Origin of the sequence: Paracidovorax citrulli (assembly GCF_900100305.1) — a bacterium.
GTDB classification, from domain to species: domain Bacteria; phylum Pseudomonadota; class Gammaproteobacteria; order Burkholderiales; family Burkholderiaceae_C; genus Paracidovorax; species Paracidovorax citrulli.
The window spans coordinates 66,711-81,914 of sequence record NZ_FNEY01000005.1; the positions used below are offsets into that span (position 1 = coordinate 66,711).

Genomic DNA, 15,204 nt, shown 5'->3' on the forward strand with positions numbered 1-15,204 from the left:
GGGCCCTGCTTCCTCTCTTTCCTTCCTTCTTTGTGCCGGGCGTTGCGAACCGGGGCGACTGGCTTCTCCGCATGTGGTTCGCGCGGGTGCAAGTGGTTGGGGGCAAAGGGAATTTTTCCTGGGTGAAACGAACGCGGCTACCCCGTGGAAGTGGACAGCGAGGTTGTCGCGCCCTGTCCGGGCGCGTGGATTGAAACAGCACGAAGGCCGACGCATTGAACCGGCGCATCGGGTCGCGTGCGCTCCGGCGGGCGCGAGCATTGCGCCACGCCCCCTACCAGCCAGTTTCCCAAACAGGATTTCCTGTCGGGAAACTGGCCTCAGTACCGCAACGCCGGACGGTCCAGTGAATCCAGGCGCATGGCGTCTTCCAGGATCGCTTCCGTCAGCTGCGGCGTGCTGGCAGGTCCTTCGCTCAGCCCGTAGGCCTGCTGCGCAGCATCGGCTGCAAGCGCATGCTGGGTTCGTGGAGAGTACTGTGCAAGCTCCTGCCGCGTACTCTCGGCCAAGGCGGGATCAATAACCGGAATCGAAGTGAAGATGGCGCCGGGTGTCGGATTGCGAAGACATTCGGCTTCCCATTGCTGCGCCGTGGCATGCAGCGAGGTTCGCGGGTCCTCGATCTGCGCCCTGACGGCCTCCATCCGCGCCCGCGCGTGGGTGGCAGCGGGCTTGTCGAAATGTTCGAGCACCGCAGTATTCCGCCCGTAGCCTTCGGCCCAGTGCGAATCCCGCAGCAGCACCGCCGGACCATCGCTCCACGAGTCGAGAACCACCATGGGCGGCGCTCCATGATACGCGCCGGTTCCCCTCGCGGGCGGCTGGTAGAGCGCATAGACATGTGCCTCTTCCATGTCGCGCACGGTCATCATGTGTCCGCCATCTTCCATGCGAATCGCATGCCGGCGGACGTTGATCGCCCCATTGTGGTCGCAGTTGCCTGCACCCATGGCCAACGCGCTGCCCGCCAGTACGTCGTCATCGCCTTCACCCAGGCAATAGGACACAGCGGTGTAGGAAGCGCTAAGTCCGCCGCTGAGTCGCAGATCGCTATCTACATTGCCGCGGCCACGAGTCAAAGCGAGCCGTGTTTCATGCACCGTTTCAGTGGCATCGGCCAGTCTCTGCCGGTCTCTGGCGCTGTCGATGGGCGAACCGTTGAGACGCATGCCGAGCTGATAGGCCACCTGCTGAACCTGGTGCGGCTGCAAAGGCAGTTGCTCCGCCCCGGCCCGGTTGCGCCTCGGCAACCCCGATAGGTGCGATGAAGCATGATCTCTTGGAAGACCACCTGTTGCTGCCTGCTCCGAGAGCCCAAAACCACGGCTATGTGTAACGGTTGGCGATGAGGCACCACTGCGTTTTGACGAGACGCATCCCATTTCTTCTTCACTCCAGTCCGAATTTGTATTGCAGCGACTCCTCAACGAAGCCGTGCAGGCTTTCTTGAGTATTTGCCATTCCTGCAGAAGCTTGGCTCCGGTTGCACGAAGCTTGATCCAGATGAGCGAAGCCGGCTTCCAGTGCCGACCCATCCACGATGCGGCGCGCGAGGGAGCCTGCGCGGGCGCCCTCACATCAAAGGCCCATTGACCCCCAACCGCATCGCCACCCGCCGCCCCACCGGCAACCCATGCGCAGCCTCCACGTCCATCACCCCCTGCAGCCGCGGCCCGGGCGGCGAGACCGGGCGGAACCCCAGCCTCGCGTAGGCCGGCGCGCTCCACGGCAGGTCGGCGAAGGTGGTCAGCGTCAGCGCCGCCAGGCCCTGCGTTGCGGCATGCTCCTGCGCGGCCTGGATGAGCCTCGTGCCGATGCCCATGCGCTGCCAGTCCGTGTGCACCGACAATTCCCAGAGATGCAATTCCTGTCCGAAAACCTCGGCATCCAGGAAGCCGGCCAGGTGGCCGGGCGCTGCCTCGGCCACCCAGACCGCGCCCCGCAGGATGAGCCGCCCGTGTTCCGCCGGCGCCATGCCGGGGCTGTCGGCCAGCCATTCCAGGCCGGCCGCGCCACGGAACAAGCCGGCCGCGGATTGCTCGATGGCCGGCAGGTGTGCCGCGTCCTGCAACGTGGCGGGGCGGATCCGCACGGCATGCGGCGGCGCGTGGCGCGGGGCCGCGGCGCCCGCCATCAGGCCCGCAGTTCCTTCAGCAGCTTGCCCACGTCCAGGCCGCGGGCGCGCTCCTGGATCTGGGGCGCGTAGCGTTGCTGCAGGCCCTGGGCCTCTTCGGCCGTGCGGGCGAAGGCGGACTTGAGCGCGTCGGTGCCCAGGGTGCGGCCACCGGCGTAGTAGCGCTGCGCGACCTTGCCCAGGGCGTAGGTGGTGGCGAAGGAGAACGCGGAGCCGGTGGCGGCGCTGCCCACGGCGCGGCCCAGGCCGCCCATCACCTTGCCCAGCAGGCCGCCCACCAGCTTGCGGCCGAACTGCTCGACATACTGCGAGGTGAGGCCCACGCCCACGGTGGCCAGGAAATCGGTGATGTGGCCCTTGTCGAGCTCGTAGCCATAGACCTTGCCGATGCGATAGACCAGCCGCGTCTGCAGCGGGATGATGGCCATGGAGGCGAGGGATTGCGGCAGCAGTTCCAGCGCGCCGTTCAGGATGGCGGCGTTGAGCACCATGGAATCGATCTCCGCATCGCTCACCGAGGCCGCACGCAGGCCGGGGGTGCCCGCTCCGCCTTGCGCGGATGCCGCCGCCGCGCCGGAAGCCACGGGCGCCGCGGCGACGGCGAGCGCGGCCGGGGGCACGTCCTCGCCCTCCACGGGCGCGGCCCGTACAGGGGCGCCGGCCAGCGCGTCGGCCTGCTCGGTGACGGCGCCGGCATCGGACGGGGCGATGGCCAGGGCCGCGCGCAGCCGCTCCAGGAACGCTTTTTCCTGGGCATTGCAGACGCCGTCGGCATCGCACACGCCCACGGCCATCTCGAAGGCCAGCAGGCGCTGCGCGGGCGTCTCGAGCGCGGCCACGGCGTCTTCCAGGCGCGCACGGCCGAGCAAGACGTCCTGGTAGGTCTTCATCAGGTCGGCACCGCTGGCGGCGCCCAGGGATTGGGCCAGCTCGCGGATATGCTCCCGCTCGCGCTCGTCCTTGTGGTCGTCGGCGAAGGCGGCCATCAGGGCCAGGGTCATGACGGCGCGGGTCTGTTCAGGCTGCATGCGAAGGGATCCTTGTCGGTGACGGTGGGTGGTGACGGGACAGGCCGCCGCGCCACGCGGTGGCGGGGCACCGGCTGCCTGCCCGACAGAGCGTAGCCGGTGCCGTTGGTTCCCTCCGCCGGCAGCCCATGCCGAATCAGCGTAGGCCGGGATCCCTCGCATTCACGCGGATTCATGCTCCTCGGACGATAGCACCACAGTGCGCGGCAGCCGGGCCGGAACGCATGGGCGGTTGACTGACATCAAGCCTTCCGCAGCGCCCGCACAATACCTGCCGGCCAGAAACAACATCACACACTCTGCGTGCCGGCCCTGCGGCGCGCACGGCCAGAAAGGCATCTTCTCCATGAGCACGCACACCCCTTCAGCGGCCGGCACGCCGCACCCCGAACCCCGCGCCTACACGGCCGAAGAGAAGCGCCACCGGGTCTTCTCGATCATGGCGGCCTCGTCGGGCAACCTCGTGGAATGGTTCGATTTCTACGTGTATGCGTTCGCGGCGCTGTATTTCGCGCCGGCGTTCTTCCCGAAATCGGACCCCACGGCCCAGCTGCTGAACACGGCGGGCGTGTTCGCCGCGGGCTTTCTCATGCGGCCCATCGGCGGCTGGCTGTTCGGCCGCATCGCGGACCGCTACGGCCGCAAGACCTCGATGCTGATCTCGGTCACCATGATGTGCGCGGGCTCGCTGGTGATCGCGTGCCTGCCCACCTATGCGGCCATCGGGGCCTGGGCGCCCTTCCTGCTGCTGGTGTGCCGGCTGTTCCAGGGCCTGTCGGTGGGTGGCGAATACGGCACCACGGCCACCTACATGAGCGAGGTGGCGCTGCGCGGCCAGCGCGGCTTCTTCTCGTCGTTCCAGTACGTGACGCTGATCGGCGGGCAACTGCTGGCGGTGCTGGTGATCGTGATCCTGGAGACGCTGCTGTCCGAGGCCGAGCTCAAGGCCTGGGGCTGGCGCATCCCGTTCATGATCGGCGCCATCTCGGCGGTGGTCGCGCTGATGCTGCGCCGCACGCTGCACGAGACGCAGAGCGACGAGAACAGGAAGAAGGACGACGCGGGCACCATCGGCGGCCTGTTCCGCCACCACAAGGCGGCCTTCTTCACGGTGCTGGGCTACACGGCCGGCGGCTCGCTGATCTTCTACACCTTCACGACCTACATGCAGAAGTACCTCGTGAACACGGTGGGCCTGCCGATCAAGACGACCAGCTACGTGATGACCGGCGCGCTGTTCCTCTACATGTGCATGCAGCCCCTCTTCGGCGCGCTGTCGGACCGCATCGGGCGGCGCAACAACATGCTGCTGTTCGGCGCGCTGGGCGCCATCGGCACGGTGCCGATCCTCACCACGCTGCAGCACGTGACCAGCCCGGTGGCGGCCTTCGTGCTGATCGTGGTGGCGCTGGCCATCGTGAGCTTCTACACCTCGATCAGCGGCATCGTGAAGGCGGAGATGTTCCCGCCCGAGGTGCGCGCGCTGGGCGTGGGCCTGGCCTACGCGGTGGCCAACGCGATCTTCGGCGGCTCGGCGGAGTACGTCGCGCTGGGGCTGAAGACGCTGGGGCACGAGTCGGCGTTCTTCTGGTACGTGACGGCGATGATGGTCGTGGCTTTCCTGGTGAGCCTGCGGCTGCCGCGGCAGGCGAGCTATCTGCACCACGATCATTGATCCCATCGCAGGGGGCGAGGCGCGCGACGGCCCCCGCATTGGCACCGTGAGCGCGGATCGGACTGATCCGCGCCAAAGTCCTGAAAACCCACCCGCCAATCAACGGTTCATTGATTGCAACCGCCTGTTCTTATGCGATGGACGAAAAAGCCGATCTCCTCCTTTTGCATTTGATCTCCGTGCATGGTCGAGACCTTGCCACCCACTTTCAAAACCTTTTCCTCATACGACTGTAAGTCCCGGGCTCCAGCCTTCTTCATTCCGCAGAGCGCATAAAGCTTGGCGACGCTCGTTGAGGAAGCATCATCAATCACCCCCGAGAAGAACTTCACGGCATTGGGATTTTGCTCCGCGCCCGAAGGGGCCACGGTGCGCACACCGGCCAGCCGGTCCGCATGGCCCAATGCCTGCGCGAGCCGCAGCAGCATGGCCTCCCAACGTTCACCGCCCGTGACGATGCCGAAGCGGCCATGGCGCGCGACCGCCAGGAAGGACGCTTCGGCCAGCCCGGTGACCGGCACGGGGCTGCATTCCCGGAGCGCGAACAGGCCCGGGTCGCCGAAGCAGCCGATCAGCACGGCGTCGGGCGCGGCTCGATGAGGCGGCGGGCCTCGAACACCTCGCGGGCCTCGTCCACCGTGGGGCGGGCGATGGAGGCGCCGCGCCGCGGCGTGAGCGTGAGCGTGACCACCTGCTCGCCGGCCAGGCGCACGAGCACCGGCCGCACGCGGGTGCGCGGGACGCCGGGCCCCTCGCCGGCCGGCCAGGGCCTGGCCGGACGCGGTGCGGTCCTGGCGCGGGCCGCGCCGCCGGAGCTGCGCCGCCGCTTCGCGGGGTGGCACTCCGCTTCGGATCGGACACCCGGCGGGCAGGGCCGCTGGACGATCATGGCGCCCAACAGTACAACGGGGGCGGCGTGCCGCTCCTGCAGACCCTTTTGGAGCCTTCGATGACCGATGTCCGGTTCAGACATTCCGCCGGCGTGGCGCATACCGCCGCACGCCAACCCACCTTCGCCCCCGAATCCGCGCCCGAGCGGCCGCGTTCCGTGCTATCCAGCAGCACCGGCCTGTTCGGACGCGGCGGCATGCAGGCCGCGCACGGCGGCGCCGGCATCCAGCCCCGCTCCGCGCTGCCCGGCATGGCACCGCACGGGCATGCCAGCCGGGACTTCCACCCCGGAGCCCTGCACGGGCCGGCGCATGGCTTCGGGCATGCCGCCCACCTGCAGCCGCCCGCGCACACGCCGCCGCCGATGCACTTCCAGGCCTTCCAGCCGCCCGCCTATGCCGCGCCGCACTACGGGATGGGCCACGGGGGCCACGCGGCCTACCCCGCGGCGGGCCATGCGCTCCCGGCGTTCCAGCAATTCAACCCGCACCACCTGGCGCAGCAGAGCAGCGCCTTCCACTACCAGGCGCCAGCGCACGGCGTGGAGGCGTCGGGCGGACGGTCGCTCAACTCCTTCATCTACGGCGCGTCGATGCTGCAATCCACGCTGATGTCGCCCATGGCGGCGCTGGGTTACTTCTCGCACCGGCTCAACCCGTTCTCCGCGTTCAGCACTTTCGTGAGCTTCCCCCACTTCTTCTGAGCAAAGGCCCCGCCCCATGGACGCAACCACCACGCCGGACGCACCGGCCCGCACCGCCCTCCCCGCTTTCGTGATGCCGCCGGACAGCCCCGGCGAACCCTTCGACGCGCGGGCGCTGCTCGCGCGCTACGTGCTGCGCGATTTCAGCCAGGCCGTGGCGGAGGTGGAGCAGGCGCTGCTGGCCGCGCAGGACGGTGGAGCCCACGCTTCGGCAGAGGCGCCCGGCGAAGAAGCCCGCCGGGAATTCGCGCGCCAGTTGGTCGCCGGGGCCTGGCTCAACCGCCACAACCCCGGCTGGGACCCGCGCCGCCCCGAAACGCACCAGCCCCTGCCGGACGACCCGCTGGTGGCGCTGCTGCAGGAGATGGCCGGCCGCGAGACCGGCGCCACGGCCTGATCAGTCGCGCTGGCGCGAGACGCCGGCCTGCTCGAAGCTCGCCATCTCGCGCAGGATCGCGCAGGCGGAAACGAGCAGCGGCCACGCCAGCGCCGCGCCCGAACCCTCGCCCAGGCGCAGGCCCAGGTCCAGCAGCGGCTCCGCTCCCAGCGCGGCGAGCAGGTGCGCATGCCCCGGCTCGCCGGAGCGGTGCGAGAACACGCAGCATTCCAGCACGGCCGGTTCGATGCGGCTGGCCACCAGCACCGCGGCGCTGGTGATGAAGCCATCGACCACCACCACGCGGCGCTCGGCCGCGGCCTGCAGCACGGCGCCCGCCAGGGTGGCCACCTCCAGCCCGCCCAGGGCGGCCAGCGCGTCGAGCGGCGCGGTGGCGGCGGCATTGGCCTCCAGCGCCTGCCGCAGCACGGCCCGCTTGCGCGCGATGCCGTCGGCGTCCAGCCCCGTGCCGGCCCCGGTGCAGTCCTCCAGCGCGACGCCGCACAGGCGCGCGAGCAGCAGGCTGGCGACCGAGGTGTTGCCGATACCCATTTCACCCAGAAGCAGCGCGTTGCCCGGCAGGGAGCGGACGATGGAGCGGCCGTTCTCCACGGCCTGCGCGCACTGCTGCGCCGTCATGGCGGGACCTGCCGACGCATCGGCGGTGCCGGCCGCCACCCGGCAGTGGCTCAGCAGGCGCGGCATGCCCGGGGCGCCGTCACGCGGTGGGACGGATGCCGCCACGCCGCAGTCGGCCACCGTGAGCGCCAGGCCGTGCTGGCGCGCGAGCACGCTCACCGCCGCGCCGCCCGCCAGGAAGTTCTCCACCATCTGGGCGGTGACTTCGCTGGGATAGGCCGAGACGCCGCGCGCGGCGATGCCGTGGTCCGCCGCGCAGACCAGCATCTGCGGCGCGTGCAGCTCCGGCGATTCGGTGCCGAGGATGCAGCCGATGCGCACGGCCAGCGCCTCGAGCCGGCCGAGCGCGCCCAGCGGTTTGGTCTTGTGGTCCATGCGGTGGCGCAGGCGCGCGGCCAGGGCTGCATCCTGCGGGCGCACCGTGGCGCCGGCCGGGGTGGGGTCATTCGTGGTCATGATGGTTTTCGGAGTCCAGGAAACGCACCGCGGCAGGGCACGGTGCCGCGATCATCATCGGCCCGCGCGCCGCGCCGCGCGCCAGGCGGGGTCGAACCATTCGTCCACGCCGCGCGCCAGCCGGTCGAACACCGCGTCCAGCGTCGGCACGTCCGCGCCGAAGAGCGCGCGCAGCGCGACCGCATCCTCGAACAGGCCGTGCAGGTACAGGCCCAGCACGTTGCCGCGCGCGTTCTGCCATGCCAGGCCGGGGATGGCTGCGTGCGCCACGTCGCCGGCCGCGGCCATGGCCGGATGCTGCGCCGTGCGGCCGTGGCGGATCTCGTAGCCCTGCACCGCCACGCCCGAGAGCGCGCTCCACGCGCCCCGCAGTGCGCCGAAGGCGGTGCGCGTGCGGCGCACGGTCTTGGCCGGATCGAACGCGGTGACCAGCGGCAGCAGGCCCAGGCCGGGCGCGTTGCCGTCCACGCCGTGGGTGTCGATCAGCGCCTCGCCCAGCATCTGCAGGCCGCCGCAGATGCCCAGCACGCGGCCGCCGCGCGCGGCGTGGGCGGCGATGGCGGCATCCAGGCCCTGGGCGCGCAGCCAGGCCAGGTCGGCCGCGGTCGCCTTGGAGCCGGGCAGCACGATCCAGTCGGCGCCGGCCACCTCGGCCGGGCTGCGTGCCCAGACGAGCCGCAGGCCCGGCACGCCCTTGAGCGGCTGGAACTCGTCGAGGTTGCTGATGCGCGGGTACGCCACCACCGCCACCGTGGTGTGCACCGCGCCGCCGGCGCCCGCGCGCACGTGGCCGGCATCGTCGAACACGCCGTCTTCCTCCGGCAGGCCGTGGCGCCACTGCATGGGAATGGTGGCCACCGTGGGCACGCCCGTGCGCTCGCGCAGCATGTCCGGCGCGGGCGCGAGCAGCGCGGCGTCGCCGCGGAACTTGTTGAGCACGAAGCCCTGGATCAGCGCGCGCTCGTCCTCGGGCAGCAGCGCCCAGGTGCCGTAGAGGTGGGCGAAGGCGCCGCCGCGGTCGATGTCGGTCACCAGCAGCCCGTGCGCGCCCGCGTGCCGCGCCACGCGCATGTTGACGATGTCGTTCGCGTGCAGGTTGATCTCGGCCGGCGAGCCCGCGCCTTCGATCACCACGACGTCGTTCTCGGCCCGCAGCGCGTCGAGCGCCGCGGCCACGTGCGGCCAGACGTGCACGCTGCGCCCGCGCCAGGGCATGCGCGTGAGTTCTTCGCTCACCTGCCCCATCAGGACCACCTGGCTGCGCGTGTCCGCCTCGGGCTTGAGCAGCACCGGGTTCATGCGCACCTCGGGCTCGGTGCGTGCCGCCAGCGCCTGGAAGTACTGCGCGCTGCCGATCTCCCCCTGCCCGCCGCCCGGCGCCGCCACCACGCGCGCGTTGTTGCTCATGTTCTGCGCCTTGAACGGCGCGACGCGCAGGCCCTGGTCGCTGAACCAGCGGCACAGCGCCGTGGCGAGCCAGCTCTTGCCGGCGCCGCTGGAGGTGCCGAGGACCATGATGCAGCGGGCGGTCATGCGGCCTCCGGCGCCGTGCAGGCGGCCCCTTCGCCGGAGGATGGACGGCGCGCAGCGTTCGCGGACCGGGGGAGCCGTTCGGATGCGGTACGGGGATGGTCTGGGATGGGGATCACGGCACGGCGGCAGGGAAGGTGGGCGCCCGTCCGGTCGGATGGCCGCCCGGATCGCGCAATGCGCCTATTGTCCCCTGCGCAGCGGTGCCCGAATGCGAGGTTCGCGGACCAGGCTGGCGGCTCAGCCCTGCGGCGGCTGCCCGTTCGATGCCGACACGCCGCCATCCACCGGCAGCACCACGCCGGTGACGAAGCCGGCGTCCGGGCTCGCGAGGAACGCGATCACGGAGGCGATCTCCTCGGGCTCGGCGCCGCGGCCCAGGGGAATGCGTTCGGCGAACTTGGCGAGCAGCTCGGGATCGCTCTTGATGTCCTCCGTCATGCCGGTGAAGGTGAGGCTGGGCGCCACGGCATTCACGCGCACGCCGTCCTTGCCATGGTCCAGCGCGAGCGCGCGCGTGAAATTGGAGACGGCGCCCTTGGAGGTGTTGTAGAAGCTCATGTCCCAGTCGCCGCCCAGGCCCGAGACCGACGAGGTGTTGACGATGCAGCCCCGGGTCTTCAGCAGGTGCGGCATGGCGGCGCGCGCGCCGTGGAACACGCCGGAGACGTTCGTGGCGAGGACGCGCTGCCAGTCGTCCAGGCTGGCCTCGGTGACCTTGCCCTGCACGGCGATGCCGGCGTTGTTCACCATGACGTCGAGGTGGCCGAAGCGCTGGACCGTGGCATCCACCAGGGCCTGGACGTCTTCGAACTTCGAGACATCGGCCGGGTGCGCGAGCGTGCGGTCGGCCGGCAGGTCGGCGCGCGTGGCGGCGAGCTTGTCGTCGCTCAGGTCGGCGATGGCGACCATCGCCCCTTCCTGCGAGAAGCGGCGCGCGGTGGCGGCACCGATGCCGGAGCCCGCCCCGGTGACGATGACGACCTTGCCGGCGAAGCGCCGGGACGGGATGGATGAGCCGGACTGCGAAGATGGGGATGCCATGGGACGTTCCTTTCGTGGAGTCTGCGTGGAAAGCAAACGTCCATTTTTCGCGCGGCCCGCCTCCGCGTTCGTGCGCCTTCGGCGCCGTATGCCTGTCGGAGGGCATCCCGCCGGCGGGCGCCGCCAGCCCGCCAGCGGGCCCGGCAGCGCGCCCGTGCAGGGCAAGGGCGCCAGGCTCTTCAGCGCCGGACCATGCGGTCCATGATGTGCTCCAGCGCCGCCGCGGCGTCCGTGCAGCGCCCGGTGTGCACGGGCGAGGTCTGGATGATCGCGCTGCGCCGCGCGGTGAGCCAGTGGAAGCGCGCCCGGTAGGGCAGCGCCGCGATCGGACCGCAGCCCGGGTCGCCGGCGCAGATGGCCACGATGGCGCCCAGGTGGCGCCGCACCGTGTCCAGGTCGGCCTGCGGGTCGAGCGCGAGCAGGCGCGCCTCGTCGAGCGCGGTCGCGGCCTGCAGGAAGCCGGAACGCTGGCACGAGAGGATCACGCCGGCGTTGATGAATTCCTCGCGCTCCACGCGCGGCACCACGCGCACGATGGCGTAGTCATAGACGTCAGCCGCGTGCATCGATCGCCCCCTGCAGCCAGGCCTGCCGGCCCGCGAGCCGCGCCAGGAAATAATCGACGTAGGCCTGCCGGTGCGCCGCCGGATCGGCGAGCGGACCATCGCCCTCCCCGTCCCCATGGCCCTCGGCCGCCTGTGCCAGGAACAGGTCGGGCACCTCGGCCAGCACCGCCTGCAGGCATTCTGGAGTGAGGCGCGCAGCCAGCCCGGCATCCACCGCCGCCAGTTCCGTGGCCAGGGGCAGCAGCACATGGTCGGCGATCGGCGCGAACGGTTTGGCGGGCTGCGCCACCGTGCCGTTCCAGGCGTGGTGGAAGGTGAGCGACGCGCCATGGTCGATCAGCCACGGGTCGCGGTGCCACACCAGCAGGTTGGTGTTGCGCGCGGTGCGGTCCACGTTGCCCACCAGCGCGTCGAACCAGACGAGGCGCGACGCGAAATCGGGCGTGACGCGGTCCACCGCCGGATCGAAGTTGACCGCGCCGGAGAGATAGTCGAGCGCCACGTTCAGCCCCGCGCTCGCGCGGATCAGGTCCTGGATCTCGGGGTCCGGCTCGGTCTGCGCGAGTGCCGGATCGAGCTGGGCCAGCACGATCTCGGGCACGGGCAGTTCCAGCGCACGGGCGATGCCGCCGGCGATGATCTCGGCCATGAGCGCACGCACGCCCTGCCCGGCACCGCGGAACTTCAGGACATAGACGCCGAGGTCGTCGCCCTCCACGACGGCCGGCATGGAGCCGCCCTCGCGCAGCGGCGTGACGTAGCGGCTTACGGTGATGGTACGCACGGCGGGGCTTTCGCGACAAGAGATGAGAAAAGGGCACCCATGGTAGTGCCCTCTTCGCCGGGGAGGGCAGTTTTTCGCCCATGCACCGGGTGCGCAGCGCATGCGTGCGCATATTCGGAATTTTCACGCCCGCCCACGCTGAGCCCGCCCCGCAAGGGTATCCGATGCCTCTACAGTTCATTTCCATCCATCGCCTGGATGCCGTCCGCGCAGCCTTTCCATTCGGCAACACGCCGACGGGCAGTTCATCCCGCCCCCGCGCCGGAGAATCTCCCAGACTCCCCCGTCCCCAAGGACTGTCGCCACGCAGTACCGGCGCAAGACAACTGCCCTGTCCCGTGGCCCGGGAGGCCGCAGCCCAACCGGCAGTGGCGCTCGAGCGCTCGCGCCTCGGCTGGACGCAGGCCGGAACCATCGCAGACCGGTGCATCCACAAGGCCCTGTCCCTGCTGGGCCTTCGCACGGCGCGCGACCAGGCAGCGGATTTCATCCGCTTCATGGCCGATGCGGACGGCCAGCCCGGCACTTCCTCGTTGCCGCTGGGGGACGGCTGGGTGCGCAATACCCGGAGGGTGAAAGACCAGGTCGCCACGCTGGACCTGCGCATGGACGGGCACGGCTCCGTCATTGATGTGCGACGCCCTCCGCGTGGCTCCCGGATTCCCGAAGGCCAGGAACGGGAGGCCTTCGCCACGGTGCTCGAAGAGATGCGCAACCGTGGTAAGGACACGCTGCGAACGGTGCCCGTCCACTACGTGAACCGCAACACGCATGGCTATTTCCTGCCCACGCACGGATATGTCGTGGCAGGCGATCCTGGCAAGGGGCGCAAGAGCGGTGCCGTGCTCTACGGGGTCGGAGGAGACCCCGTCCGCGGTCCGGTCCTGCTGGACCGCCCGCTCTTGAAGCACCTGCTGTCCAGCATGGACAAGGCCGGGCCTGCACGCTTTCCAGCGGCCGTCCGCGCCACTATCGCGCAACTGGCCGGGCAACGGTTCGCAAGCCGCGAAGATTTCTTCAACGGCTACCGGTCCGTGCGCGGTGACGCCGTGGATCCTGCAGCAATCCGCAAGGAAGTCGCCTCGATTTACCGGCTGCTCCCCATGAACACCATGGAGTTGTGGCCGAAAACGACGGGCGACTACCGCGCTCCCCGGCCCCCGGCACCGGAACGGGACATCCGTGCGTTCGAAAGCCCGCCGCAAGGGTTGGCGCGCAAGGTATACATGCGCCGGATCGAGGGCGCGCGCCAAACCGACCTGCAGGACGCCAGGCGGCAGTTCCTGCTGCACCGGCTCTACCAGGACGAGTTGATGGGCCGCGACGGATCGGGCTTTCCTCCGGAATCCGTGCAGCCGCGGGCGGACTCGCCACGGCGCCATCGACTGGTGGAGAATACGCCGCGCTTCCAGCGCCTTCCGCCCCATGCGTCGGGCAAGGTCGGCAACTGCAATTCGGGTGCGGCGTCCCTGCTGCAGCGTGCCATGGACAACCACGCGCGCAGCACGCCCGGCGCACGGGCCGGCAAAGCGGCAGCAGCAAGCGTTTTCGGATTGGGTTCAGGACATCGCATCGACCTCTGGGATCCCTTGCAGGATGCTCGGACGGGGGATCAACCATGAGGGCATCTTCGGTCCGCGACACCCCTGCAGTCCGTCCGCCCGCTGCTCCGGAGCGCAATCCCAGGAACAACGGCAGCGCCAGGACCGGTACGGCGGCATGGGCCGCCTGCTTTCCGTTCGGCCCGGCGAGAACCTGTGCGGCCCCCGCATCCCCCAGGAACGCCAGGCTCTCCCCCCCGTCGGCTGCGCCGGCAGATTCCGCCAGGCGCGCCGCCCGGGCTGGCATGCACGCCCAGGAATCCCCGGCAGCCGCAGCAGGTACATCCGGCTCGCGGAATCTGGTCGCCGACCTGCAGGCGGAGCTGAGCCAGCGGTGGCCGGCACGCTTTTGCCACGTGGACGATTCAGCGCTCGTCCTGGATACGGTGCCATCCAGCGAGGACCGGCAGAAGCGGCTGATCCACCTGACGATCGAATCGGCGGACCGGCTGGCCATCATGACCTCCTTCAGCATCCATCCGACCAAGGACCATGAACCCGGCCATGTCTCCGGCACCACGTTCGCCATGATGGAGGCGCTGGCACGGCGGCAGCACGACCCGGACTTCACCTTCGTGCTCCTGTACAACGACAACAAGCTGCAGCGGAATGCCGCGATCGCGGCAGTGGTGGGGCAGAACGTGACGGCCAACATGTCGCTGCGCAACGAAAGCCGGGTTCCGGGCACCATCACATGGCCGTCGGTGGTCCGGGCCTACAACGCCATGCAGGCGGACGACGGATTGAAGATCGGCACGTTGCGTGCCCGCGTGTATTTCGTGGCGGCCAAGGCCCGGGGCGCCGCCGGCTCCCACCACAACAAGTTCTGCATCAACGACCGCGGTGTGGCTGCCACCCTGGGCGCAAGCATCGCCAACAAAACCAAGGACGGATGGATGGACGGCGGCTGCATCGCCCTGTCGGCCCGCCTGGCCGGGAGCCAGCGCGACTATTTCCTCGATGAGCTGATGGGAGAACACGCGGTGCGCTGTGCGCGCCTGGTCTGCCAGGACGGGCTTGCCGTCATGGACCCTGTGGAGCAGCCTGCCGCTGCGCTGGGCACGCTGAGGGACATCGCCGTGCGCTCGCCTTTCGATCCGGGAACCGGAGAAGCCGGCCAGCACCCCATGCACGCAGCGCTCGCCAGGGCTGGCATCGCGTTCACGGGGAACCGGCAGAAGGTGCTCTGGCTGCAGAATCCATCGAACGGCTACCGGAACATGTTCTCGGAAGGCGGAAGGATAGAAGGCAAGCCCATCGGCTTCGCCCTGGCGAAGATCTTCGCTAGTACAGGACCGGGCGATACGCTGGACATTGCCGGGAAGAAGCTGGGGACCGAGGCCTTTGGCCTCATCGGCGAAGCACTCGCCAGGGGCTGCAACGTCAACATCCTGGTGGACCGCTCCAGCAGGGGGCTGGTGGATTTCGCGGCACGCAGGCTCTACGGAGACAAGGCGAAACCGCCTGCAGGCCACCTCACGGTCAAACACTATGCGCCTGGCGAGTCTCTGGCGCACGAACTGCAGATCAACCTGCGCAGCGAAACGGTGCTGCACGCCAAGAACTATCTTCTCACCCGCAGTGACGGGTCCTGCATCGTCATGACGGGCTCCTACAACCTGGACGGGCAATCGCATTACCGGTCCAACGAGAATCTGATGGTCTTCGAGACCAGCGATCCGACGTTGCGCCGCGCGCTGTTCAACGATATTTACCAGGGCAGTGACGGCGAAGCGAGTCACTACCCACCCAAGCGCTGAAGGCTGGTCGAACGGCC

At 69.7% G+C, this 15,204-nt stretch carries 13 protein-coding genes and 2 pseudogenes; 5 read left to right on the forward strand and 10 right to left on the reverse strand.

The features are described 5' to 3' along the window. Positions 1–320: 320 nt before the first annotated feature. From xopE to BLR99_RS04950, 3 genes are all read right to left on the reverse strand, one after another. Positions 321–1,382: a XopE/AvrPphe family type III secretion system effector gene (gene xopE / locus BLR99_RS23250; RefSeq protein WP_046060241.1), complete on the reverse strand. Its 1,062-nt coding sequence runs from the start codon at positions 1,380–1,382 to the stop codon at positions 321–323. A 191-nt stretch (positions 1,383–1,573) separates the two neighbouring features. Then, entirely contained in the window at positions 1,574–2,134 is a 561-nt protein-coding gene (locus BLR99_RS04945; protein ID WP_046060242.1) for a GNAT family N-acetyltransferase, read from the reverse strand. Then, a complete protein-coding gene (locus tag BLR99_RS04950; RefSeq protein ID WP_046060243.1) occupies positions 2,134–3,162 on the reverse strand; it encodes a YcjF family protein in 1,029 nt (342 codons plus the stop codon). The genes BLR99_RS04945 and BLR99_RS04950 overlap by 1 nt, the downstream gene beginning before the upstream one ends. A gap of 346 nt (positions 3,163–3,508) precedes the next feature. Between BLR99_RS04950 and BLR99_RS04955 the strand changes: the two genes are divergently transcribed. Beyond that, positions 3,509–4,837 carry an MFS family transporter gene (locus BLR99_RS04955; RefSeq protein WP_017439317.1) on the forward strand — a complete coding sequence of 443 codons (1,329 nt, stop codon included), beginning with the start codon at positions 3,509–3,511 and terminating at the stop codon, positions 4,835–4,837. Between the two features lie 347 nt (positions 4,838–5,184). On the opposite strand, the pseudogene BLR99_RS04960 reads toward BLR99_RS04955, so the two are convergent. Both BLR99_RS04960 and BLR99_RS22230 read right to left on the reverse strand, forming a co-directional pair. Next, positions 5,185–5,427: pseudogene (locus BLR99_RS04960) on the reverse strand (aspartate/glutamate racemase family protein); the annotation flags it as partial. After that, positions 5,424–5,723: pseudogene (locus BLR99_RS22230) on the reverse strand (hypothetical protein); the annotation flags it as partial. The pseudogenes BLR99_RS22230 and BLR99_RS04960, both read right to left, overlap by 4 nt. 63 nt (positions 5,724–5,786) lie before the next feature. Between BLR99_RS22230 and BLR99_RS04970 the strand changes: the two are divergent. Both BLR99_RS04970 and BLR99_RS04975 read left to right on the forward strand, forming a co-directional pair. Further along, entirely contained in the window at positions 5,787–6,431 is a 645-nt protein-coding gene (locus BLR99_RS04970) for a hypothetical protein (RefSeq protein ID WP_046060244.1), read from the forward strand. A gap of 16 nt (positions 6,432–6,447) precedes the next feature. Further along, the gene (locus BLR99_RS04975) at positions 6,448–6,828 is read left to right on the forward strand and encodes a hypothetical protein (RefSeq protein WP_017440368.1); all 381 of its coding nucleotides are present in this window, start codon (positions 6,448–6,450) and stop codon (positions 6,826–6,828) included. Here the strand turns inward: BLR99_RS04975 and cobT are convergent, their stop codons facing one another. The 5 genes from cobT to BLR99_RS05000 form a co-directional block, all read right to left on the reverse strand. Then, positions 6,829–7,902 (reverse strand): nicotinate-nucleotide--dimethylbenzimidazole phosphoribosyltransferase, encoded by a 1,074-nt coding sequence (gene cobT, locus BLR99_RS04980; protein ID WP_046060245.1) that lies wholly within the window; start codon positions 7,900–7,902, stop codon positions 6,829–6,831. Positions 7,903–7,956: 54 nt separating this feature from the next. Further along, positions 7,957–9,435: a cobyric acid synthase gene (locus tag BLR99_RS04985; protein ID WP_046060246.1), complete on the reverse strand. Its 1,479-nt coding sequence runs from the start codon at positions 9,433–9,435 to the stop codon at positions 7,957–7,959. A gap of 237 nt (positions 9,436–9,672) precedes the next feature. Then, positions 9,673–10,476 (reverse strand): meso-2,3-butanediol dehydrogenase, encoded by an 804-nt coding sequence (gene budC, locus BLR99_RS04990; RefSeq protein WP_017439823.1) that lies wholly within the window; start codon positions 10,474–10,476, stop codon positions 9,673–9,675. Between the two features lie 179 nt (positions 10,477–10,655). Further along, complete coding sequence (locus BLR99_RS04995; RefSeq protein ID WP_011794687.1) at positions 10,656–11,042, reverse strand: DUF3037 domain-containing protein; 387 nt, start codon at positions 11,040–11,042, stop codon at positions 10,656–10,658. After that, entirely contained in the window at positions 11,029–11,826 is a 798-nt protein-coding gene (locus BLR99_RS05000) for a HipA family kinase (RefSeq protein WP_011794686.1), read from the reverse strand. The genes BLR99_RS04995 and BLR99_RS05000 overlap by 14 nt, the downstream gene beginning before the upstream one ends. Positions 11,827–12,164: 338 nt before the next feature. On the opposite strand from BLR99_RS05000, the gene BLR99_RS05005 reads away from it, so the two are divergent. Both BLR99_RS05005 and BLR99_RS05010 read left to right on the forward strand, forming a co-directional pair. Then, positions 12,165–13,448 (forward strand): hypothetical protein, encoded by a 1,284-nt coding sequence (locus BLR99_RS05005; RefSeq protein WP_046060247.1) that lies wholly within the window; start codon positions 12,165–12,167, stop codon positions 13,446–13,448. 335 nt (positions 13,449–13,783) lie between these two features. After that, a complete protein-coding gene (locus BLR99_RS05010; protein ID WP_233427212.1) occupies positions 13,784–15,187 on the forward strand; it encodes a phospholipase D-like domain-containing protein in 1,404 nt (467 codons plus the stop codon). Positions 15,188–15,204 lie beyond the last annotated feature (17 nt).

What these genes read in the sequence shown, in the direction of transcription:
- BLR99_RS04985 (WP_046060246.1), bottom strand. Translation starts at nt 9,435, where the DNA reads ATGACCGCCCGCTGCATCATGGTCCTCGGCACCTCCAGCGGCGCCGGC.
- BLR99_RS04975 (WP_017440368.1), top strand. Translation starts at nt 6,448, where the DNA reads ATGGACGCAACCACCACGCCGGACGCACCGGCCCGCACCGCCCTCCCC.
- cobT (WP_046060245.1), bottom strand. Translation starts at nt 7,902, where the DNA reads ATGACCACGAATGACCCCACCCCGGCCGGCGCCACGGTGCGCCCGCAG.
- BLR99_RS04945 (WP_046060242.1), bottom strand. Translation starts at nt 2,134, where the DNA reads ATGGCGGGCGCCGCGGCCCCGCGCCACGCGCCGCCGCATGCCGTGCGG.
- BLR99_RS04970 (WP_046060244.1), top strand. Translation starts at nt 5,787, where the DNA reads ATGACCGATGTCCGGTTCAGACATTCCGCCGGCGTGGCGCATACCGCC.
- BLR99_RS04995 (WP_011794687.1), bottom strand. Translation starts at nt 11,042, where the DNA reads ATGCACGCGGCTGACGTCTATGACTACGCCATCGTGCGCGTGGTGCCG.
- xopE (WP_046060241.1), bottom strand. Translation starts at nt 1,382, where the DNA reads ATGGGATGCGTCTCGTCAAAACGCAGTGGTGCCTCATCGCCAACCGTT.
- BLR99_RS04950 (WP_046060243.1), bottom strand. Translation starts at nt 3,162, where the DNA reads ATGCAGCCTGAACAGACCCGCGCCGTCATGACCCTGGCCCTGATGGCC.
- BLR99_RS04955 (WP_017439317.1), top strand. Translation starts at nt 3,509, where the DNA reads ATGAGCACGCACACCCCTTCAGCGGCCGGCACGCCGCACCCCGAACCC.
- budC (WP_017439823.1), bottom strand. Translation starts at nt 10,476, where the DNA reads ATGGCATCCCCATCTTCGCAGTCCGGCTCATCCATCCCGTCCCGGCGC.